Origin of the sequence: Kocuria tytonicola (assembly GCF_003687175.1) — a bacterium.
GTDB classification, from domain to species: Bacteria; Actinomycetota; Actinomycetes; order Actinomycetales; family Micrococcaceae; genus Kocuria; species Kocuria tytonicola.
The window spans coordinates 632,166-651,212 of record NZ_RDEX01000001.1 but is presented as its reverse complement, the minus strand read 5'-3'; the positions used below and the strand labels follow the sequence as shown (position 1 = coordinate 651,212).

18 protein-coding genes, 2 tRNA genes and 1 pseudogene are annotated in these 19,047 nt (G+C 70.4%); 13 read left to right on the top strand and 8 right to left on the bottom strand.

Annotated elements, in window-relative coordinates:
• Positions 1 to 40 precede the first annotated feature (40 nt).
• Entirely contained in the window at positions 41 to 589 is a 549-nt protein-coding gene (locus tag EAE32_RS02930) for a TetR/AcrR family transcriptional regulator (RefSeq protein WP_121846323.1), read from the bottom strand.
• A gap of 94 nt (positions 590 to 683) precedes the next feature.
• Positions 684 to 1,865: a mannose-6-phosphate isomerase, class I gene (manA, locus tag EAE32_RS02925; RefSeq protein WP_240625173.1), complete on the bottom strand. Its 1,182-nt coding sequence runs from the start codon at positions 1,863 to 1,865 to the stop codon at positions 684 to 686.
• Positions 1,866 to 1,946: 81 nt separating this feature from the next.
• Here manA and EAE32_RS02920 point away from each other — a divergent pair, with 81 nt between their 5' ends.
• A complete protein-coding gene (locus EAE32_RS02920) occupies positions 1,947 to 3,356 on the top strand; it encodes a phosphomannomutase/phosphoglucomutase (RefSeq protein WP_121846317.1) in 1,410 nt (469 codons plus the stop codon).
• 162 nt (positions 3,357 to 3,518) lie between these two features.
• On the opposite strand, the pseudogene EAE32_RS02915 reads toward EAE32_RS02920, so the two are convergent.
• A pseudogene (locus EAE32_RS02915) lies at positions 3,519 to 3,914 on the bottom strand (globin domain-containing protein); the annotation flags it as partial.
• Positions 3,915 to 4,141: 227 nt separating this feature from the next.
• Positions 4,142 to 6,007 carry a phosphoenolpyruvate carboxykinase (GTP) gene (locus EAE32_RS02905; protein ID WP_121864127.1) on the bottom strand — a complete coding sequence of 622 codons (1,866 nt, stop codon included), beginning with the start codon at positions 6,005 to 6,007 and terminating at the stop codon, positions 4,142 to 4,144.
• A 267-nt stretch (positions 6,008 to 6,274) separates the two neighbouring features.
• Here EAE32_RS02905 and EAE32_RS02900 point away from each other — a divergent pair.
• A tRNA-Arg gene (locus EAE32_RS02900) sits at positions 6,275 to 6,347 on the top strand.
• A 4-nt stretch (positions 6,348 to 6,351) separates the two neighbouring features.
• Positions 6,352 to 7,548 (top strand): GmrSD restriction endonuclease domain-containing protein, encoded by a 1,197-nt coding sequence (locus EAE32_RS11940; protein ID WP_341537802.1) that lies wholly within the window; start codon positions 6,352 to 6,354, stop codon positions 7,546 to 7,548.
• Between the two features lie 25 nt (positions 7,549 to 7,573).
• Here EAE32_RS11940 and EAE32_RS02885 read toward each other — a convergent pair whose 3' ends face one another.
• The 3 genes from EAE32_RS02885 to upp all read right to left on the bottom strand — a co-directional run bounded on the left by EAE32_RS02885 (position 7,574) and on the right by upp (position 9,942).
• Positions 7,574 to 8,095 carry a SixA phosphatase family protein gene (locus tag EAE32_RS02885; protein ID WP_121864124.1) on the bottom strand — a complete coding sequence of 174 codons (522 nt, stop codon included), beginning with the start codon at positions 8,093 to 8,095 and terminating at the stop codon, positions 7,574 to 7,576.
• Between the two features lie 88 nt (positions 8,096 to 8,183).
• Positions 8,184 to 8,972, bottom strand: coding sequence for a winged helix-turn-helix domain-containing protein (locus EAE32_RS02880; RefSeq protein ID WP_121845663.1), 789 nt, complete (start codon positions 8,970 to 8,972; stop codon positions 8,184 to 8,186).
• Positions 8,973 to 9,306: 334 nt separating this feature from the next.
• Positions 9,307 to 9,942, bottom strand: a complete 636-nt coding sequence (gene upp / locus EAE32_RS02875; protein WP_121845664.1) for a uracil phosphoribosyltransferase — start codon at positions 9,940 to 9,942, stop codon at positions 9,307 to 9,309.
• 213 nt (positions 9,943 to 10,155) lie between these two features.
• Here upp and EAE32_RS02870 point away from each other — a divergent pair, with 213 nt between their 5' ends.
• The 7 genes from EAE32_RS02870 (at position 10,156) to EAE32_RS02840 (ending at position 16,310) form a co-directional block, all read left to right on the top strand.
• Positions 10,156 to 11,061, top strand: coding sequence for an ABC transporter ATP-binding protein (locus tag EAE32_RS02870; protein ID WP_121864123.1), 906 nt, complete (start codon positions 10,156 to 10,158; stop codon positions 11,059 to 11,061).
• Positions 11,058 to 12,341, top strand: coding sequence for an ABC transporter permease (locus EAE32_RS02865; protein WP_121864122.1), 1,284 nt, complete (start codon positions 11,058 to 11,060; stop codon positions 12,339 to 12,341). The genes EAE32_RS02870 and EAE32_RS02865 overlap by 4 nt, the downstream gene beginning before the upstream one ends.
• A 50-nt stretch (positions 12,342 to 12,391) precedes the next feature.
• Positions 12,392 to 13,105: a hypothetical protein gene (locus tag EAE32_RS02860; RefSeq protein WP_121864121.1), complete on the top strand. Its 714-nt coding sequence runs from the start codon at positions 12,392 to 12,394 to the stop codon at positions 13,103 to 13,105.
• Positions 13,106 to 13,111: 6 nt separating this feature from the next.
• Positions 13,112 to 13,597: a tRNA adenosine(34) deaminase TadA gene (tadA, locus tag EAE32_RS02855; RefSeq protein ID WP_121845668.1), complete on the top strand. Its 486-nt coding sequence runs from the start codon at positions 13,112 to 13,114 to the stop codon at positions 13,595 to 13,597.
• A 190-nt stretch (positions 13,598 to 13,787) separates the two neighbouring features.
• A tRNA-Ser gene (locus tag EAE32_RS02850) sits at positions 13,788 to 13,877 on the top strand.
• 200 nt (positions 13,878 to 14,077) lie between these two features.
• Positions 14,078 to 15,130 (top strand): flavin reductase family protein, encoded by a 1,053-nt coding sequence (locus EAE32_RS02845; protein WP_121864120.1) that lies wholly within the window; start codon positions 14,078 to 14,080, stop codon positions 15,128 to 15,130.
• A 64-nt stretch (positions 15,131 to 15,194) separates the two neighbouring features.
• Entirely contained in the window at positions 15,195 to 16,310 is a 1,116-nt protein-coding gene (locus EAE32_RS02840; protein WP_243635549.1) for a fatty acid desaturase family protein, read from the top strand.
• 49 nt (positions 16,311 to 16,359) lie between these two features.
• On the opposite strand, the gene EAE32_RS02835 is transcribed toward EAE32_RS02840, so the two are convergent.
• Positions 16,360 to 16,812, bottom strand: coding sequence for an Lrp/AsnC family transcriptional regulator (locus EAE32_RS02835; RefSeq protein WP_121864119.1), 453 nt, complete (start codon positions 16,810 to 16,812; stop codon positions 16,360 to 16,362).
• Between the two features lie 97 nt (positions 16,813 to 16,909).
• On the opposite strand from EAE32_RS02835, the gene EAE32_RS02830 reads away from it, so the two are divergent.
• From EAE32_RS02830 to EAE32_RS02820, 3 genes are all read left to right on the top strand, one after another.
• On the top strand, positions 16,910 to 17,539 hold the full coding sequence (locus tag EAE32_RS02830; protein WP_121864118.1) for a LysE family translocator: 630 nt from the start codon (positions 16,910 to 16,912) through the stop codon (positions 17,537 to 17,539).
• 183 nt (positions 17,540 to 17,722) lie between these two features.
• The gene (locus tag EAE32_RS02825) at positions 17,723 to 18,544 is read left to right on the top strand and encodes a thioesterase family protein (RefSeq protein WP_121864117.1); all 822 of its coding nucleotides are present in this window, start codon (positions 17,723 to 17,725) and stop codon (positions 18,542 to 18,544) included.
• Positions 18,545 to 18,705: 161 nt separating this feature from the next.
• On the top strand, positions 18,706 to 19,032 hold the full coding sequence (locus tag EAE32_RS02820; RefSeq protein WP_121845674.1) for a 2Fe-2S iron-sulfur cluster-binding protein: 327 nt from the start codon (positions 18,706 to 18,708) through the stop codon (positions 19,030 to 19,032).
• The last annotated feature ends 15 nt before the right edge of the window (positions 19,033 to 19,047 follow it).

Below are 19,047 nucleotides of genomic sequence, written 5' to 3'. Positions count from 1 at the left end.
CGGACAGACACCGGAGGGACCGCCTCGGAGAGTGCCCCGCTCAGTGGGAAGGAGTGGTCCCCGCCAGACCCGCGGTCAGGGAGGACACGAACTCCCGCAGGTTCGCCTCCCGGTGCTGCACGAGGGTGTCCGCCACGACTCCCACCAGGCCGTGCACGATGAAACGGTCGCACGCACCGGCCTCGGGATCGACTGAGGGGCCGTGCTGGGCGCGCGCGTTCCGCAGTCCCGTGACGGCGTGCTCCACCACCGCGTCCCGCACCGTGAAGCACCCGGGCCCGGAGAGCACCGAGCGGTAGTAGTCCCGAAACGCCTCGATGTGCTCCGCGATGGGCAGCAGCACCACGTCCCACGGGGTCGGGTGGTGCCCGTCGGGGGCCGGTGACCGGCGGGGGACGCGCGCCAGGAGCGACTCCGTGGCGCTGCGCAGCACCTGGTCCCGAGAGCCGAAGTTCTCGTAGACGGCCTTGCGGCTGACACCGGCGGCATCGGCGATCTCGGTCATCCCCACCTGCGAACCGCGGCTGGACACCAGGGTCACCGCGGCCTCCACCACTGCGGCGCGGGTGCGTTCGATCCGCCGGTCCATCTTCACTCCATTTTCAAGGTCGTCGATCGGGGGCCTGGCCATTCAACGCTTTCGGCGGACATTGCGCGACAACCCAAAGGGTGAGATGCGACTGCTACGGACGTCGCGGAGTCACCGCCTCCACCAGGAACACCTGCCCGGTTCCCTCCACCGTCACCGTGCTGGGCCCGTCCAGGCACACGAGCGACTCCCCCGACGACGCCGTGCACTCGGCCGCCCCGCCCCGCCCGGAGCACCCGGCGCGGGCCGTGACGCTCCCCTCCGTGACCAGCAGCATGCACGTCCCCGCGGTCTCCCGCACGAGTGGTCTGCCGGGGGCCACCGTGGCCCGCACCAGGCTGATCGCGGGGTCCCACAGCGGGTACCGCACGGCACCGTCCGGGGTGGGGAGGGTCTCCAGCAGGGTCACGGGCTGCTGCTCCTGCGCCATCACGGCGAGCAGCTCCGGGACGTCCACGTGCTTGGAGGTGAGCCCCGCCCGCAGCACGTTGTCCGAGCAGCCCATGACCTCCACCGCCGTGCCACTGAGGTACGCGTGGACCTGCTGGGCGGGGGTGAACAGCGCCTGCCCCGGCGCCAGGTGCACCACGTTCATGCACACCGCCACGAGCAGTCCCCGGTCCTGCGGGTAGTGGTGGCCCAGCAGCCGGATCAGGCGGCGGGTGAGCTCCGCCGGCTCCAGGCCGGGGGTCAGCGACACGGTCCCCTCTTGTGAGGACGGGCCCGCGGCGGTGGCGCACGCGCGCACGGCGGCCGCGGCGTCGTCGTCGGAGAGCTCCAGGGCGTGGCGCAGGGGGCTCGGCGACGCCGCCGCGCGGGCCAGCCACGGCAGGTCCAGCTCCGCGGCGAGTACTGCGAGCGCCTCCCGGTCCCGCTGCCCGGCGAGCAGCCACATGTCCGTGAGGGCCACCACGGTCTCGGGCTTGGCGTGCTCGTCCTTGTAGTTGCGGTGGGGCGCGTCCGGGGCGGTGCCCGCGGCGTTCTCCCGCGCGAACCCCTCGCGGGCCTGGTCGGAGGTGGGGTGGACCTGGATGGACAGCGGCGCCTCGATGGCCAGGATCTTGAGCAGGAACGGCAGGTGCGGCGCCACCTCGTCCAGGCCGCACTGGCGTCCGTCGAGCTCCACGCGGGAGGGCGCGCTCGCGTGGGCGCCCATCCACAGCTCGGCCTCCGGCCGCTCCGTGGGGCAGGGACGGCCCTGGAGACCGGCGAGCACCGAGCGGGACCCCCAGGCGTAGTGCTGGATCGGGTTGCTCATCCTCAGGAACTCGGCCATGGCACACATGTAACCACAGCGCCCCACGAATCCCGGGGCGCACCGGATCCGGCCCAGGGGGCTCCCGTAGAATCGGCAACCGTGACCACAGACCTTTCCTCATCATTCAAGGCTTACGACGTCCGCGGCATCGTGGGCGAGAGCATCACCGCCGAGAGCGTGCGGGCCACCGGCGCCGCGTTCGTGGACGTCCTGGGCCTGGCCGGGTCCAGCGTGGTGGTGGGCGGGGACATGCGCCCGTCCTCCCCGGAGTTCATCGAGGCCTTCGCGGACGGCGCCACGCGGCGCGGCGCGGACGTCACGGTGATCGGCAGCATCTCCACGGACGAGCTGTACTTCGCGTGCGGCACCCTGGGCTGCGCGGGCGCCACGTTCACGGCGAGCCACAACCCGGCACAGTACAACGGCATCAAGATGGCGAAGGCGGGAGCGGTCCCCGTGTCCTCGGACACCGGGCTCTACGAGATCCGGGACACCGCCCAGGGCTTCCTGGACGCCGGGGAGATCCCCGCCGCCGAGCACCGCGGTCAGATCTCGCGCCGGGACGTGCTGGGCGACTACGCCCACTACCTGCGCTCGCTGGTGGACCTGCGGCAGATCCGCCCCCTGAAGGTCGTGGTGGACGCGGGCAACGGCATGGCGGGGCTGACCACGCCCGCCGTGCTGGGCAACGCCCTGCTGGACCCCCTGCCCCTGGACATCGTGCCCCTGTACTTCGAGCTGGACGGCACGTTCCCCAACCACCCGGCCAACCCGCTGGAGCCCGCCAACCTGGTGGACCTGCAGAAGGCGGTGCGGGAGCACGGTGCGGACATCGGCCTGGCCTTCGACGGCGACGCGGACCGCTGCTTCGTGGTGGACCAGGACGGCGAGCCGGTGTCCCCGTCCGCGGTGGCCGCGATCGTGGCGGAGCGGGAGATCGCCCGGGCCCAGGCCGCGGGCGAGGAGCACCCCGTGGTGATCCACAACCTCATCACCTCGCGGGCCGTGCCGGAGCTGATCGAGGCGCAGGGCGGTCGCCCCGTGCGCACTCGCGTGGGCCACTCCTTCATCAAGGCCGTGATGGCCTCGGAGCGCGCGGTGTTCGGCGGGGAGCACTCCGCGCACTACTACTTCAAGGACTTCTTCAACGCGGACACCGGGATGCTCGCGGCCATGCACGTCCTGGCCGCGCTCGGCGAGCAGGACGGCACCCTGAGCGATCTCATGGAGCGCTACGACCCCTACACGGCCTCCGGCGAGATCAACTCGGAGATCGAGGACAAGGCCGCCGCCGTGGACCGCGTGCGCTCGCACTTCGCCGCGACCGATCCCGCGGTCACGGTGGAGGACATGGACGGCACCACGTTCACCCACCCCGAGCAGGGCTGGTGGTTCAACCTGCGCCCGTCCAACACCGAGCCGTTCCTGCGGCTCAACGTGGAGGCCCCGGACACCGCCGCCATGGAGAGCGTCCGGGACACCGTCCTGGGCCTCGTGCGCCAGGGCTGATCCTCCCCCGAGCGCACCCCGCGCCACCACGACGACGCCGCGCAGCCCTCGGCAGTTTCCAGGGGGCCGCGCGGCGTCGTCGTCCGTGCTCGGGACTCAGGCCGCGGTGCGCGTCTCGTCGTGCAGCATCCACAGGTCCGGGCCGGAGATCTCGTAGTGGATCATGAGCCAGTAGACCTCGTCCCACGCGGCCACGACCTCCGGGGTGGCCGCGTCCCCCAGGTCCGCGGCGACGGCCTTGAACAGGTGCTCGTGGACGGTGGGGTACTCCTCGGGGAGCAGCCCCAGCGAGGCGTGCTTGTGCGCCACACGGGAGAGCACCTCGTCCGGGTAGGAGTCCGGGTGCTCGAGCAGGTGGGAGGCGAACACGGCGATGGACCCGGCCAGGGCCTGCGGCTGGGTGCCGTTCCTCTGGTCGGCCCGGCTGAACATCCCGTCCGGCAGGTCCGGGCGGGTCCCGAACATCGGCCGGTAGAACTCCGGGGTGATGTGCGGGATCCGTTCCGCGATGACACCCAGGGTCTGGGCGATGACCGGGCGGGACTTCTCGGACAGCATGGCGGCTTCCTCTCGTCGTGACCGGACGAGACCAATGCGGGCAGGCCGTCTCGTCCGCCTCGCACTCCACGACCGCGGTGTCCGCCCCCAGCACCCTCAGCACGTGCCCCGCGCTCGCGGCACGCCCCTCACCGGGGAGCACGACGACGCCGCGCGGCCGGTGTGGCCGCGCGGCGTGATCCCCCAGGGGTGCCGGGGACCGCAGTGGTGCGGTCCCCGGCCCGGTGTCAGTTGCCCTTGAGGCGTTCCTCGAGCCCGGCGCGCTGCTCCAGGATCACCTCGGGGACGTCCCGCAGGCGGGCGAACCACTCGTCGATGCCGGGCAGCTCCGCGAGCCACTCGTCGGTGTCCACGCGCAGCGCGGCGTCCAGCTCCTCGTCGGAGATCTCCAGACCGGTGAGGTCCAGGTCCTCCTTGCCCGGGAGGATGCCCACGGGGGTCTCGTGGCCACCCGCGGTGCCCTTGAGGCGCTCCACGATCCACTTGACCACGCGGGAGTTCTCACCGAAGCCGGGCCACGCGAACCCGCCGTCCGGAGTGCGACGGAACCAGTTCACGTAGTAGATCCGCGGCATGTTCTCCTCGCCCATGCGCGCACCCGTGTCCAGCCAGTGCTCCAGGTAGTCGTTGGCGTTGTAGCCGATGAACGGGAGCATGGCCATGGGGTCGCGGCGCACCACACCCACCGCGCCCTTGGCGGCGGCGGTGGTCTCGGAGGACAGCGTGGCGCCCTGGAACACGCCGTGCTCCCAGCCGAAGGACTCGGAGACCAGGGGCACGGTGGTCTTGCGGCGTCCGCCGAAGATGATCGCGGACAGCGGCACGCCCTCGGGGTCGTCGTACTCGGCCGCCAGGATGTCCACCTGCTTGATGGGAGTGCAGAACCGGGAGTTGGGGTGAGCGGCGGGCCGCCCGGACTCGGGGGTCCAGCCGTTGCCCTTCCAGTCCGTGAGGTGCTCGGGGACCTCGTCGGTCATGCCCTCCCACCACACACCGCCGTCGTCGGTCAGCGCCACGTTGGTGAAGATGGTGTTGCCGCGGGCGATCGCATGCATGGCGTTGGGGTTGGTGGACCACCCGGTGCCGGGTGCCACGCCGAACAGGCCGGCCTCGGGGTTGACCACGCGCGGGGTGCGGTCCTTGCCGAAGCGGATCCAGGCGATGTCGTCCCCGACCATCTCGGCCTTCCAGCCGGGCACCGTGGGCTCGAGCATCGCGAAGTTGGTCTTGCCGCACGCGGACGGGAACGCCGCGGCGATGAAGCGGGAGTCGCCCTCGGGATCGGTGACCTTGAGGATGAGCATGTGCTCGGCCAGCCAGCCCTCGTCGTGGGCGATCGCGGAGGCGATGCGCAGGGCGTAGCACTTCTTGCCCAGCAGGGCGTTGCCGCCGTAGCCGGAGCCGAAGGACCAGATGGCACGGTCCTCGGGGAACTGGACGATGTACTTGGCCGGGTTGCACGGCCAGGGGACGTCCTCCTCACCGGGCTGCAGCGGGGCACCCAGGGAGTGGACGCACTCCACGTAGGGCGCCTGGTCCCGGGACATCTTCTCCAGCACGGGGGTGCCGATGGTGGCCATGATCCGCATGGAGCACACCACGTAGGGAGAGTCGGTGATCTCCACGCCGTACTGGGGCTTCTGGGCGTCCAGGGAACCCATCACGAACGGGATCACGTACATGGTGCGCCCACGCATGGCACCGGCGAAGCGCTTGTGGAGCGTCTCCTTCATGACCTGCGGGTCCTCCCAGTTGTTGGTGGGGCCCGCGCCCTTCTGGGTCTTGGTGCAGATGAAGGTGCGCTCCTCCACACGCGCCACGTCCTCGGGGTCGGAGAACGCCGCGAAGGAGTTGGGGAACTTGTCCTCGGACAGACGCACGAGCGTGCCCGCCTCGACCATCTGGTCGGTCAGCTGCGTCCACTCGGCCTCGGAGCCGTCCGCCCAGTGGATGCGCTCCGGCTGCGCGAGCTCCGCGATCTCCCGCACCCAGTCCACCAGCTCGCGGTAGTCCGTGGGGGGATTCTCGAGTGACTGCCGAGCCTCGGGGGTGAGCTCCGCGGTCCCGGTGCGTGCAGTGCTGTTGTCAGCCATTGACATGTCTCCTCGTTGAGGCCGTCGTGCGTGCCGCGCCACCCCGGGTCCGCCGGCTCGTTCCGTGCGTCCACGTCCCTGTGGAGCACGCCGTGGCCGGGTCCCGCCGGGGTCGCGCGTTGGTGTGCCTGGAGTCTAGCGCGGGCGGCCGTCACCCGGAGGAGAGTTACACCACCGCGGGCCCCGCGCCCCCGTCCGGCGATTTGTGGCCCGGGGCCCGCGGGTGTAAGTTGTTACCCGTTGCACGGGCTTCGGCCCGGCACGAGGGCGCCTGTAGCTCAACGGATAGAGCATCTGACTACGGATCAGAAGGTTGTAGGTTCGAATCCTATCGGGCGCACACTCTGAGGAACCCCGCATCCACCGGATGCGGGGTTCTCGCATTAACCGCCGCGCCCCGCGCGTCCGGCGCCCCCAGGAACGAGGTCCCCCTGCCTTCCTCCCGCACGTCCCCCGCCCGCCGTCTCGTCCTGGGCGCCGCGGCCCTCGCGCTCGCGCTCACGGGGTGCACCGCTCCCACCTCCCCCGCACCCACGGGCACCGCCGCGGTCTCCAGCACTGCCCCGCGGTCGACGACGCCGCCCACCCCCTCCACGTCCCCGACCCCGTCCGCGCGCGCCGGGTCCACGGCCGGCGAGTCCGCGGGCGGCGCGGCGTCGTCGTCATCCGGCGGGGACGCGGAGAAGGCCGCTCCGGGCACCGCGCTGGCCGCGCTGGACACCCTGCCCGTCAAGGGCCGGGCCCCCAAGACCGGCTACTCGCGGGACGAGTTCGGGCCCCGCTGGGCGGACACGGACCACAACGGCTGCGACACCCGCAACGACGTCCTGCGCCGGGACCTCACCGGGATCACTGTGAAACCGGGGACCCACGGCTGCAGGGTCAGCACGGGAACGCTCGTGAGCGCCTACACGGGCGGGACCGTGGACTTCGTCTCCGGGCAGGACACGAGCGCCGAGGTGCAGATCGACCACGTGGTCGCGCTCTCGGACGCGTGGCAGAAGGGTGCCCAGCAGCTCGACGCCGCCCGGCGCACCGAGCTCGCGAACGACCCCCTGAACCTGCTCGCGGTGGACGGGCCCAGCAACAACCAGAAGTCGGACGGGGACGCCGCCACGTGGCTGCCGCCCGCCGCGGGGGAGCGCTGCGAGTACGTGGCCACGCAGGTCGCCGTGAAGGCGCGCTACGAGTTGTGGGTCACGGACGCGGAGAAGAGGGCCATGACCACCGTGCTGCAGGCGTGCCCGGAGCACGGCATCCCGGAGGGGAAGCCCGTTCCCGCGCCGGGGAAGGATCCGGAGGCCTCCGCGCCAGCGGCTTCCGCGGTCCCGCCGCCCCCGGCCGTTCCGCAGGCCCCTGCGGCACCGGCCGCACCCGCGGCACCCGCGGCACCTCCCGCTCCGGCCGGCGGAGATGTGTACTTCGCCCGCTGCGCCGATGCCCGGGCCGCCGGCATGGCACCCCTGCACGCAGGCTCCCCGGGCTACCGCCCGGGACTGGACGGTGACGGCGACGGCGTGGCCTGCGAGGCCAGGCACTGAGCCGACCGGCTCACACCCGACCGTCTCACACGTGCGGGGCGTAGAACTGCGTGAGGCGGGCGTCGGCGCCGTCGAGCAGCGCCCACTCCCCCGGCACCTCCAGCACCGCGGTGCCCGCGGTGGGGAACCCGCCCGCGGCGTCCATCATGGCGTCCGGCTCCGAGTCCCGGGACGCGAGCCGCAGGACCGCGTCCACCACGCCGGGCATGTGGGCCACCACCAGCAGGGTCCGCACGGTTTCCGGCACGTGGTTCACGGCGGCCACGAGCTGCGCGTCCGTGCCGTGGTAGAGGCTCTCCCACAGCTGCGGCGTGGGGGCCTTCTCCCCCAGCTCGCTGCACACCCACGTGACCGTCTGCCGCGTGCGCAGTGCCGGGGAGACCAGGATCATGTCCGGGCCCGCGTGCTCGGCCAGCCACGCGCCCGCCGCCGCGGCCTCGCGAGCGCCGCGCGGCATCAGGGGGCGGTCGTGGTCCGGCACGCCGCGGGGGAAGTCCGCCTCCCCGTGACGCATGATCACCAGGTGCTTGAGGTCGTGGCGCTGCATGCCCGTCAGTCTGTCACGCGGCAGGGATGACGACGACGCCGGGTCCGGACCCGGCGTCGTCGTGCTGCGGTCCGTGGGGACCGGGGCGTCAGATGGAGTACTCGGGGGCGGCCCACACGACCACTTCGGGGTGGTCGTAGAAGCGGTAGCCCTGACCGCGGACGGTGCGAACGGTGTTGGCCAGTCGGCCCAGTTTGGAGCGCAACCGCCGCACGTGGACGTCGATGGTGCGCTCGGAGGGCACTTCCTCGGCATCCCCCCAGAGGTTCTCGAGCAGCTCGGTGCGCCCCACCGTGCGGGTGCCGTTCTCCACCAGGTAGTTGAGCAGCTCGAACTCGCGGTGGGTGAGGTTCAGCAGGTCCCCGTCCAGGAACACCTCCCGGCGGGAGAGGTCGATCAGCACGCCCACACGCTGGTGGTCGATGCCGCTGCCCGCACCGCACGCGGGGAGCGGGGCAATGGGCTCGATCACGGGATCCGTGAAGGTGGGGTCACCCAGGGCGCTGCGGACCACCTCGAGGTCCGTGCCCTCGGCGTGCACCGGGGCCAGGGCGACGGCCGCGTAGGAGTCCGACTCGGGGACGGTGGAGCGGATGAACTGACGGATGTCCTGCACCAGCTGCACCAGGCTGATCCCGCGGTCCGCCGCGGCCTGCTCGTCCACGCCCACGTAGAGCACGAACCCGCGAGCCTCGGTGGGCTGCTGCTCGGCGGGCGCGGGAGGCTCCGGGGCGTAGTTCGCCGGGACGGAACGCAGATGACGGTGCTCCTCGGGAGTTGCCGTGGTGCGGTGCGTCCCGCGCGCGCGCGCCGGGGTCTGGGCTCCGGCCAGCCGGTGCCGCTGCGAGATGTGGACGTAACCCGGTGCGCCTGCCATGCCAACCCCTGCCTCGTGAAGCCCCGTTCCCGTGAATTCCCTGGAAAACGGTGTTATCCCCCATGGTCCGCGAAACCAGGCAGGACTGGCAAGTAATATATGAGCTTTTTTCTCACATGCTGAGACGGCCCGAGGGTGATCCGCCCAGATGTGGTCCGAGCCCCGGGAGGTGGACGCCACCACGACGCACATGGCACCGGGAAACCGCGAATTTCCGCCCGTGAGCATCCCGGGCCACCCCGGGCGGAATCATTCACACCGGGAGCCGCTTGTCAATGCTCCGTGTCCGTGCACGGCTCGCCCGACCGGCGTGACCGTGGGGCAGGGGTGGACCTCAGTCCACCACGCCGTAGAGCCGGTCCCCGGCGTCCCCCAGCCCGGGCACGATGTAGGAGTTCTCGTCGAGGCGCTCGTCCACCGAGGCGAGCACCACATTGACCTCGCTGTCCTGGAGCTCTTTCTCGAGCCGCGCCAGGCCCTCGGGAGCGGCGAGCAGGCACACGCACGTGATCTGCTCCGCGCCGCGGCGGTACAGGAACTTGATGGCCTCGCTCAGGGTGCCGCCCGTGGCCAGCATGGGATCGAGCACGTACACCTGGCGGCCCGTGAGGTCGTCCGGCAGCCGCTCGGCGTAGGTGATGATGTCCAGGGTGGCGTCGTCACGGGCCATGCCCAGGAAACCGACCTCCGCGGTGGGGATCAGCCGGGTCATGCCCTCGAGCATGCCGAGCCCCGCGCGCAGGATGGGCACCACGAGCGGGCGCGGACGGGTCAGGGCGATGCCCTGCGCCTGCGCCACCGGGGTCTGGATGGTCACCGGCTCCACACGGACGTCCCGCGTGGCCTCGTAGGCCAGCAGTGTGACCAGCTCCTCCACCAGCAGCCGGAACACGGGTGAGGAGGTGTCCTTGTCGCGCAGCACGCTCAGCTTGTGGGCTACCAGGGGGTGATCCAAGACGGTGACTCGCATACCCAGAATCTAGCAGTCGCACGCGCCCGCCACCGCCGCCACGACGCCGCACGGATCCGGCCGCGCGCGGTCGCCCGCCGTGGCGGGTCACGATGTCGTCACGGCCCGGTCATCCTCCCCCTGTACAGAGAGCCCGTGCTCTAGTCTCGGAGGGGAAACCTCTCGAAAATCCATGAATTTCGATGCACGCCGACCCCCGAAGGGACACTTCTTATGGCTGCTCCGGTTCTCGAAACGGAGAATCTGGTCAAGATCTACGGCAGGGGAGACACCAGGTTCGACGCCCTGAAGGGGATCAACCTGGAGATCGGCAAGGGCGAGTCCGTGGCCGTGGTGGGCAAGTCCGGCTCCGGCAAGTCCACCCTCATGCACCTGCTGGCGCTGCTGGACGGGCCCACCCACGGTGTGGTGGCTCTCGAGGGCAGGCCCACCGGTGACCTCAGCGCCAAGGAGCTCAACGAGCTGCGCAACTCGGCGTTCGGCTTCGTCTTCCAGCAGTTCTTCCTGACCCCCAACCAGAGCGTGCTGGAGAACGTCACGCTGCCGCTGAAGATCGCGGGCGTCCCCGCCGCGGAGCGCAAGCGCCGTGGGCTGGAGGCCCTCGAGCAGCTGGAGATGGCGGACAAGGCGGACAACAAGGCCACGGACCTCTCGGGCGGGCAGAAGCAGCGCGTGGTGATCGCGCGCGCCCTGATCAACAACCCGTCCGTCATCTTCGCGGACGAGCCCACCGGCAACCTGGACTCCGCGACCTCCAAGGTGGTGGAGGACATCCTGTTCGGCCTGAACCGGGACAAGGGCATCACCCTGGTGGTCGTCACGCACGACGAGGACCTCGCCCAGCGCTGCGGCCGCCAGATCTACCTGGTGGACGGCGAAGTGGTGCCGAACCTCCCGAAGTCCACGAGCGGCGTCGGCGGCGAGCACGGTGGACAGCCCGGGACGCGGCCCGCGAGCTCGACGACCGGCCCGCTGCAGGTCACCGAGCCCACCACGGGCGCCATCGTGACGCTCAGCGAGGCCGACGCCGCCGAGATCGCCCGCGCTGCCCAGGAGCCGCCGCGCGCGGGCCGCCACGCCGCCCCCAGCACCACCGACCAGCCAGGAGCCACCGCGTGAAATTCATTGATCTGCTGCGCACGGCGATCGGCAACACCTTCCGGTCCAAGGCGCGCACCGTCCTGACCGTGATCGCCATCTTCATCGGCGCCTTCACGCTCACCCTGACCTCGGGGATCGGCACGGGCGTGAACGACTACATCGACAAGACCGTGGCCGCGTTCGGCAACGACAACGCGCTGTTCGTCCAGAAGGTCTCGGAGCAGTCCACCCCCGGCTCGAACGAGGGTGACGGGCCCACCGAGTACAACCCCGACGAGGCCGACGTGCGGCTGGGCTTCGGCTCCGTCAGCGGGCTCACGGACTCGGACATCGAGAAGATCGAGAAGATCGACGGTGTGGGTTCCGTGGATCCGATGTACCTGGTGACCCCCAAGTACCTGGAATCGGCCAGCGGCAAGAAGTTCAAGCTGAGCCTGGGCTCTCCCCCGGAGGCGGACGGGCTGCAGCTGGAGTCCGGCGAGGCCCCCGAGCGCGCGAAGGACGAAATCCTGCTCCCCGCCTCCTGGGTGGAGCCACTGGGCCTGGGATCGAACCAGGATGCCGTGGGCAAGTCCGTGAAGATCGCCATCGGCAACGCGGTGGACCAGGAGAGGACGTTCACCGCAAAGGTCTCGGGCGTGTCCCAGGCGTCCCTCGCGGGCCCCTCCGACAACCCCATCCCCTCGGCCGGTCTGAACAAGAAGCTCTACGACTACCAGGTCTCGGGCAGCCCCAGGAAGGTCCCGAACTCGTACTTCACCGCCACGGCCACCGTGGACGACATCTCCAAGGTGGGCGCCATCAAGTCCGAGCTCTCCGACGAGCACATGCAGGGCCGGACCGTGGAGGACCAGCTGGGCATGTTCCGCGCGGTCATCAACGGGATCGTGTGGATCCTCAACTCCTTCGCAATCATCGCGCTGCTCGCGGCCGGCTTCGGCATCGTGAACACGCTGCTGATGTCCGTGCAGGAGCGCACCCGGGAGATCGGGCTCATGAAGGCGCTGGGCATGAGCGGGGGCAAGGTCTTCGGCCTGTTCTCGCTCGAGGCGATCTTCATCGGCTTCCTGGGCTCCGCCATCGGGGCGGCCGTGGCCGTGGCCGCCGGGAGCATCCTCAGCGGCGTGCTCTCCAACGGGCTGCTGTCCTCCCTGCCCGGGCTGAGCCTGTTCCTGTTCAACCCCGTGAACATTGCCGCGATCATCCTCTCGGTCATGTTCATCGCCTTCCTGGCCGGCACCATCCCCGCGATGCGTGCCGCACGCCAGGACCCCATCACCGCCCTGCGATACGAGTAGACCCCCCGACCTGCACCACCCACTCGCACCACACGGAAGGACACCCCCCCATGAGCACCACCCAGAACGAACCCCAGAACCCGCAGTCCGGCGTTCCCGGCCAGTACGGCCAGTCCGGTTCCACGCAGCCCGGCCAGCCCCAGCCGTACGGCCAGGGCGCGGTCAACGGCGCGCCGCAGGGCGGCCCCAACGGGCAGCCCTACGGTCAGCAGTACGGTCAGGCCGGCGGGAAGTACGGCACCGCCGAGTACAACCCCGGGCAGTACACCGGCCTCATGGAGCGCCCCTCCACGGTGGACCGGCTGCTCAAGCTGACGCTGATCTCCCTGGGGATCTCCGTGGTGAGCACCATCCTCAGCATCATCGGCATCCTCACCGCGGACACGGACGCGCTGCTCCGCGAACAGGGCGGCTCCGCCGCCTCGCAGGCCGGCGGCGCAGACGTGGCCCAGATGGTGGGCACCATGGGAACGGTGGCCGGCATCATCGGTCTCATCATCTCGGTCGGCCTGTACCTGCTGGTCTACTTCGGCCTGAAGAAGGGCCAGAACTGGGCCCGCATCCTGGGCACCGTGTTCGCCGCCATCGCCATCCTGTCCGGCATCTACGGCCTGTTCGACGGCACCACCGGGATCGCTCCCTGGATCTACATCGCCGGCATCGTCCTGGGGGTCGTCAAGATCATCGTGGACATCCTCTGGATCGTCACCGCGTTCAAGGCGCCCACCACGGCCTGGTTCAACCAGGACCGCGTCCAGCGCTAAGCACGCATGGCTCTTCCGCACACCGCCAGGTCCATCCAGCTCGCGGGCTGGATGGACCTCGCGCTTTCCGAGGCCGAGCGCACGTCCGCGTCCGGGGACGTGCCGATCGGCGCCGTCGTCCTGGACCCCGAGGGCCGGGTGGTCGGCACGGGCCACAACCGGCGAGAGGAGTGCGGGGACCCCACCGCCCACGCGGAGGTGCTCGCCCTGCGGGAGGCCGCCGCGCGGCGCGGTGAGTGGCGGCTGGAGGGGTGCACGCTCGTCGTCACCCTGGAGCCGTGCGCCATGTGCGCCGGGGCCGTGGTGCTCGCGCGCGTGCCCACCGTGGTGTTCGGCGCGTGGGACCCCAAGGCCGGGGCCTGCGGCTCCGTGTTCGACATCGTGCGGGACCCCCGGCTCAACCACTGGGTGGAGGTCACCGGCGGAGTGCGGGAGGACGAGTGCGCCGCCCTGCTGCACGAGTTCTTCCGGGGCCACCGCGAGCGCCGGTGAGTGCCCCGCCGCACGACGCCGCCCCGCGCCATCTCGACCCCGTTCCCTCCGGCGCCGGCGCGGTCCGGCATCACCCCACGCCGGAGGCCACCGCGCCGTGGGGACCCACCGTGTGACCCGCGCCCGGCCGCTGACCGGCCTCGCGCCGGTTTGGAGGGGTTGCGTCCCGGCCTGTAAAGTGCTGGGAGCTGGTGACGTGTCCGAGCGGCCGAAGGTGCATCACTCGAAATGATGTTTGGTGTCAAAGCCAACGTGGGTTCAAATCCCACCGTCACCGCCAGCGACTGGGGGCCCTGCTACCCCGGGAAACCGGGGTGGCAGGGCCTTCGCTCATGCCCCGGAGACGCGGTGTGGACACGCCCTGGAAACGCCCTGGACACGCTGCCCAGTGAGACCATGGGATCCGCGCGGCACCTCCGCCCTGACCACCCGGGTGCTCAACTATTGACAGCCTGCTTACTGTCCTGTAGACCATGAGTCATGGGCCTTCCCGGGATCACAAGATTCCTCCGCACCGCCGCCGGGGTTCTGACGTACCCCCAGGACCCCCGCTCCTTCGCACAACTCTTCGGTTCACTCTCCAGCGCCCACTACACCCGTGGGCGCATCACGCGCGTCCACCGGGAGACACCCGACACGGTAACCGTCTGCTTCACCGCGGGCGAGGGCTGGATCCCGCACCGCGCGGGCCAGTGGGCGCGGATCGGCGTGGAGGTGGACGGGAAGCGGATCTGGCGCCCCTACTCCCTCAGCGCGCCCGAGCACGGGGACCCCTCGATCACCGTCAAAGCCCAGGGAACCGTGTCCAAACACCTCGTCCACCGGGCCGCACCCGGGGACGTGCTGTACTTGGAGCGCCCGGAGGGGCAGTTCATCCTCCCGGAGATGCCCACGGAGCTGCTGTTCATGGTGGCTGGTTCCGGTATCACACCGGTGATGTCCATGCTGCGGACGCTGATGCCGCGCAGGCCGGATCACGACGTCGTCCTGGTCTACGTGTCCCGGACCCAGGAATCGTGCATCTTCCACGAGGAGATCCTGGAGCTCGCTGACCAGTTCGAAGGACTCCGCCCGGTCTTCTGGTTCACCGAGGAGCGCGGAAGACTCGATGTCGCAGATCCGCGAGCGGTGGGCGCGCTGTGCCCCGACCACCAGGCGCGGGCCACGTACGCGTGCGGCCCGGACTCCTTCGTCACGGCCGTGGAACACCTGGGGGAGGCGTCCGGGCACGCCCCCGTGGTGGAGAGGTTCGACGTGACCCGCGCGTCCGCCAGTGGACAGCCGGGTGAGGTCAGTCTCCTGCGCAGCGGGATCACGGTGTCCGTGGGCGAGCGCGACACCATCCTGGAGGCAGCGGAGCGCGCGGAGCACCCACTGCCCCACGGCTGCCGGATGGGCATCTGCCACAGCTGCCTGGTCCCCATGACGGACGGAGCGGTCACCAACGTTCGTACGGGGGAACTCCACAGGGAACCCGGGCCCGTCCAGACCTGCGTGACGCGACCCGCCCCCTACGCGGCGTTCGACGCCTGATGACCACCCCTCTCTTCCGCCGACGGTCACCCCTCGGCGGCACCCTCGGAACGAAGGAGCTCCTATGACGTCCACCTCGGTTACTCCCACAGCCTCCCCCGAAGCGGCGGTGACGCGGCCATCCCGCGACCCCCTGAGCCTCACCCCTGTGGAGCTCGACGAGCTTGCGGCCAAGCTCGACGCGGTGCGGGACGACATCTTCTCCCAACGCGGGAGGTCGGACGCCCAGTACATCCGCCGGGTGGTGGCACTGCAGCGCGGCCTGGAGATGACGGGCCGCGCGTGCATGATCTTCTCCCGGCACAAACCTCTCTGGTGGGCCGGTGTGGGCTGTCTGAGTGTGGGCAAGATCCTGGAGAACATGGAGATCGGTCACAACGTGCTCCACGGCCAGTGGGACTGGATGAACGACAAGGAGATCCACTCCACCACCTGGGAGTGGGACTTCGTGGCGCCCTCCGCCGGCTGGCAGCGCACCCACAACGAGACGCACCACACGTGGACCAACGTGCTCGGCAAGGACCGGGACGTGGGGTACAACGTGCTGCGCATGGACCCGGATCAGCCGTGGAAACCGGTGAACCTGCTCAACCCGGTGATCAACCTCTTCCTCGCCCCCGCGTTCGAGTGGGGCATCGCCATCTACGACGTCGAGCTGGACCAGTTCTTCGCGGGCAACAAGTCGGGACGCGCCACGTTCGAGGACTTCAAGCGGGTGATGAAGAAGCTCGGTCGGCAGTCCGCGAAGGACTTCGTGGTCTCGCCCCTGCTGGCGTCCCTCACCGGGTCGGGGAAGGCCTCGATCAAGGGGTTCCTGGCGGCGAACGTGATCCGCAACGTCTGGGCGCACGCGGTGATCTTCTGCGGTCACTTCCCGGACGGCGCGGAGACCTTCACGGAGAAGGACATTGAAAACGAATCGCGGGGGCACTGGTACCGCCGGCAGGCCATGGGCTCCGCGAACATCGACGGCTCACGGCTGATGCACTTCATGAGCGGCAATCTCTCCTTCCAGATCGAGCACCACCTGTTCCCGGACATGCCCTCCAACCGCCTGGCCCAGATCGCGCCCCGCGTCAAGGAGATCTGCCAGCAGTACGGGATCCGCTACACCTCCGGGCCGCTGCCCCGCCAGGTGTTCCAGGCGTGGCGGAAGGTGGTGCGGCTGGCTCTGCCCTGAGCGCAGGTGGTGTCCGGGCCGGGGCCGTCACGATCCGGGGCACGACCCCTCACACCGGGATCTCCCGGTCCGGGCCGATCCGCTTCATCACCAGTGTGGAGTTCAGCCGCTGCACGCCGGGCAGCCCGCTGAGCACGGTGTCGTAGAACTTCTGGTACGCGGCGAGGTCCGGGACCAGCACCCGCAGCATGAAGTCCGGTTCCCCGAAGAGCCGCTCGGCCTCGATGATCTGGGGGATCTGCTCCACCATCGCCTCGAACCGCGCGATCACGGCGGGCCCGGTGTGCTCCATGCGCACGAAGACCAGGGCCTCGAACCCGAGCCCCACGGCCTCCGGAGACACCACCGCGCGGTAGCGCTCGATGGCACCAGAGCGCTCCAGCTCCTTGAGCCGCCGGTGGCACGAGGAGAGGCTCAGCCCCACCTGCTGCGCGAGGTCCGTGGTGCTGGTCCGACCCTCGCCCTGCAGGAGTGAAAGGATCTTGCGATCAAGGGCATCCATGCCGTTGATCCTTCCACAGAAACCCCTCTTTCCCCGGGAAGAAGAAAGCACATTTCGCGCTCTGCCGCATAGTGTTTCGCCCGGAAAGGGGATTCACATGGACATGACGCTGCTGGTGCAGTTCTGGGTGCTCGGCGTCCTGCTGGTGCTGGTGCCGGGGCCGGACTGGGCCTACGCGATCGGTGCGGGACTGCGCGCCCAGTCGGTGACCCCCTCCGTCCTGGGGATGCTCTCCGGCTACGTGGTGGTGGCCACCGCGGTGGCAGTGGGCGTGGGCGCCCTGGTCACCGAGTACCCCGTGGCACTGACCACCCTGTCCGTGGTGGGCGCGGGCTACCTCCTCTACCTCGGGACCACGGCCCTGACCGCCCAGACGGGCGAGGGCATGGCCGCCGGGGACGCTCCCGTGGCCGACGGCGGCTCCGCACAGTTCGTCAAGGGCATGGGCGTGAGCACGCTCAACCCCAAGGGGCTGCTGCTCCTCATGGCCCTGCTGCCCCAGTTCGTGAGCCCGCAGGGGTGGTCCTCCACCGGGCAGATGCTGGTGCTGGGCGGACTCCACGTTCTCAACTGCGCCACGGTCTACTTCGCGGTGGCGCTGCTGTCCCGCAAGCTGCTGGGCTCACGCCCCGGGGCGGGCACGGTGATGAGCAAGATCGCCGGGGTCATGATGCTCGTGGTGGGGCTGGGGATCCTGGGCGAGAAGGCGGCCGAGCTGGTCGGCTGACGTGCGTCGTCGTCCGCCGTCCGGGATACCCAGCAGTAGGGCTGGCGCCCCGCCCCTCTAGGATGTTGCGCGGACCACATTCTTCCGCGCGGTCGGACGCGCCCGGGGCCCCGCAGTCGACGGCGTGGCCCGAGCACCGGGCGTCAGGGACCGGGCGGGCACCGACGAGACGAGGAGCACAGCATGAGCGACGAGCAGCCCGTGGGCCACCTGGGAGTGAACGGCGAGGACGTCCCGGACGCCCACTACATCCGCACCGGGGAGCACAGCTTCCGCACCACCGTGTACACGCAGGGGGCGTGGAGCCCGCTGGAGCAGCACATGGCGGCCTCCTCCGGGCTGCTGGTGCACGAGATCGAGCGCAACCACCCGCGCGAGGACGTGATCCCGGTGCGGTTCTCGTTCGACATCCTGGGGTTCATCGCGGGCGGCGAGATCGAGGTGCACACCCGGGTGCTGCGCCCGGGCAGGACCATCGAGCTGCTGGAGGCCACCATGAGCAGCGGCGGGCGGGACTGCATCCGGCTGAGCCTGTGGCGGCTCAAGACCTCGGACACCCAGGAGGTGGCCGGCGGGGAGATCGAACCGCTGACCCCGCTGGAGCAGTGCGAGGAGCTCAACATGTACGAGCAGTGGGGAGGCGGCTACATCGGCTCCCTGCAGGCCCGCGTGGCGCGCATGCCGCGCCCGGGCAGCGGCGCGGGCTGGCTGCGGATCAGCAAGGCCGTGGTGCAGGGCGAGGAGTCCTCCCCCACCGCCCAGTTCGTCAGCGCGGTGGACGCCGCCAACGGGCTGGCGCCGCGCGTGGAGATCGGCCCGTGGGCGTTCCCCAACGTGGACCTGAGCATCCACATGTTCCGCGCCCCGGTCTCCGCGTGGGTGGGCCTGGACACCAGCGTGGAGTTCGGCGGGGACGGCGTGGGCCTGACCCACTCCGAGCTCTTCGACGAGCAGGGCCCGATCGGCCGGGTGGCCCAGGCGCTCACCGTCCGCCGCATGGGCTGACGGGCTCCGGCCCGCACGACGCCGCCGGGGAGCCGCACCCGACCGCGGAAGCCGGCCGGGCGGCGCCGTGCCCCGGTGCCGGGTTTGACGCCCCCGCCTAGAATGGCGGCTGGTTCCCACATGAATTCGGACGGGGCGCGTGCCCCAGGAGGTCCAGGCGAGTGAGCAGCATCCAGATCAATGTGACCGACCGCGACGGCGCCCGCACCGAGGGCGTGGAGTGGAAGGACTACGAGACGCTCATGGAGTGCCTCACGCGCAACAAGTTCCCCATCCTGGCCACGTGCGGCGGCAACGCCTCGTGCTCCACGTGCCACTCGTACCTGGACCAGGAGACGTTCGTGAAGACGGGCGGCACCAACGAGGAGGAGGAGGACCTCCTGGAGATGCTGGACGACACCCGCCACGACAACTCCCGGCTCGCGTGCCAGGTGGAGTGGTCCGAGTCCCTGGACGGCGCGGAGATCGAGATCGCCCCCGAGTGGTGAGGTCCGTCCGCTGAG

Excerpts from the sequence above, each read along its gene's own strand:
- EAE32_RS02930 (WP_121846323.1), bottom strand. The coding sequence starts at position 589 with ATGGACCGGCGGATCGAACGCACCCGCGCCGCAGTGGTGGAGGCCGCG.
- manA (WP_240625173.1), bottom strand. The coding sequence starts at position 1,865 with ATGGCCGAGTTCCTGAGGATGAGCAACCCGATCCAGCACTACGCCTGG.
- EAE32_RS02905 (WP_121864127.1), bottom strand. The coding sequence starts at position 6,007 with ATGGCTGACAACAGCACTGCACGCACCGGGACCGCGGAGCTCACCCCC.
- EAE32_RS02885 (WP_121864124.1), bottom strand. The coding sequence starts at position 8,095 with ATGCAGCGCCACGACCTCAAGCACCTGGTGATCATGCGTCACGGGGAG.
- EAE32_RS02880 (WP_121845663.1), bottom strand. The coding sequence starts at position 8,972 with ATGGCAGGCGCACCGGGTTACGTCCACATCTCGCAGCGGCACCGGCTG.
- upp (WP_121845664.1), bottom strand. The coding sequence starts at position 9,942 with ATGCGAGTCACCGTCTTGGATCACCCCCTGGTAGCCCACAAGCTGAGC.
- EAE32_RS02870 (WP_121864123.1), top strand. The coding sequence starts at position 10,156 with ATGGCTGCTCCGGTTCTCGAAACGGAGAATCTGGTCAAGATCTACGGC.
- EAE32_RS02860 (WP_121864121.1), top strand. The coding sequence starts at position 12,392 with ATGAGCACCACCCAGAACGAACCCCAGAACCCGCAGTCCGGCGTTCCC.
- tadA (WP_121845668.1), top strand. The coding sequence starts at position 13,112 with ATGGCTCTTCCGCACACCGCCAGGTCCATCCAGCTCGCGGGCTGGATG.
- EAE32_RS02845 (WP_121864120.1), top strand. The coding sequence starts at position 14,078 with ATGGGCCTTCCCGGGATCACAAGATTCCTCCGCACCGCCGCCGGGGTT.
- EAE32_RS02840 (WP_243635549.1), top strand. The coding sequence starts at position 15,195 with ATGACGTCCACCTCGGTTACTCCCACAGCCTCCCCCGAAGCGGCGGTG.
- EAE32_RS02835 (WP_121864119.1), bottom strand. The coding sequence starts at position 16,812 with ATGGATGCCCTTGATCGCAAGATCCTTTCACTCCTGCAGGGCGAGGGT.
- EAE32_RS02830 (WP_121864118.1), top strand. The coding sequence starts at position 16,910 with ATGGACATGACGCTGCTGGTGCAGTTCTGGGTGCTCGGCGTCCTGCTG.
- EAE32_RS02825 (WP_121864117.1), top strand. The coding sequence starts at position 17,723 with ATGAGCGACGAGCAGCCCGTGGGCCACCTGGGAGTGAACGGCGAGGAC.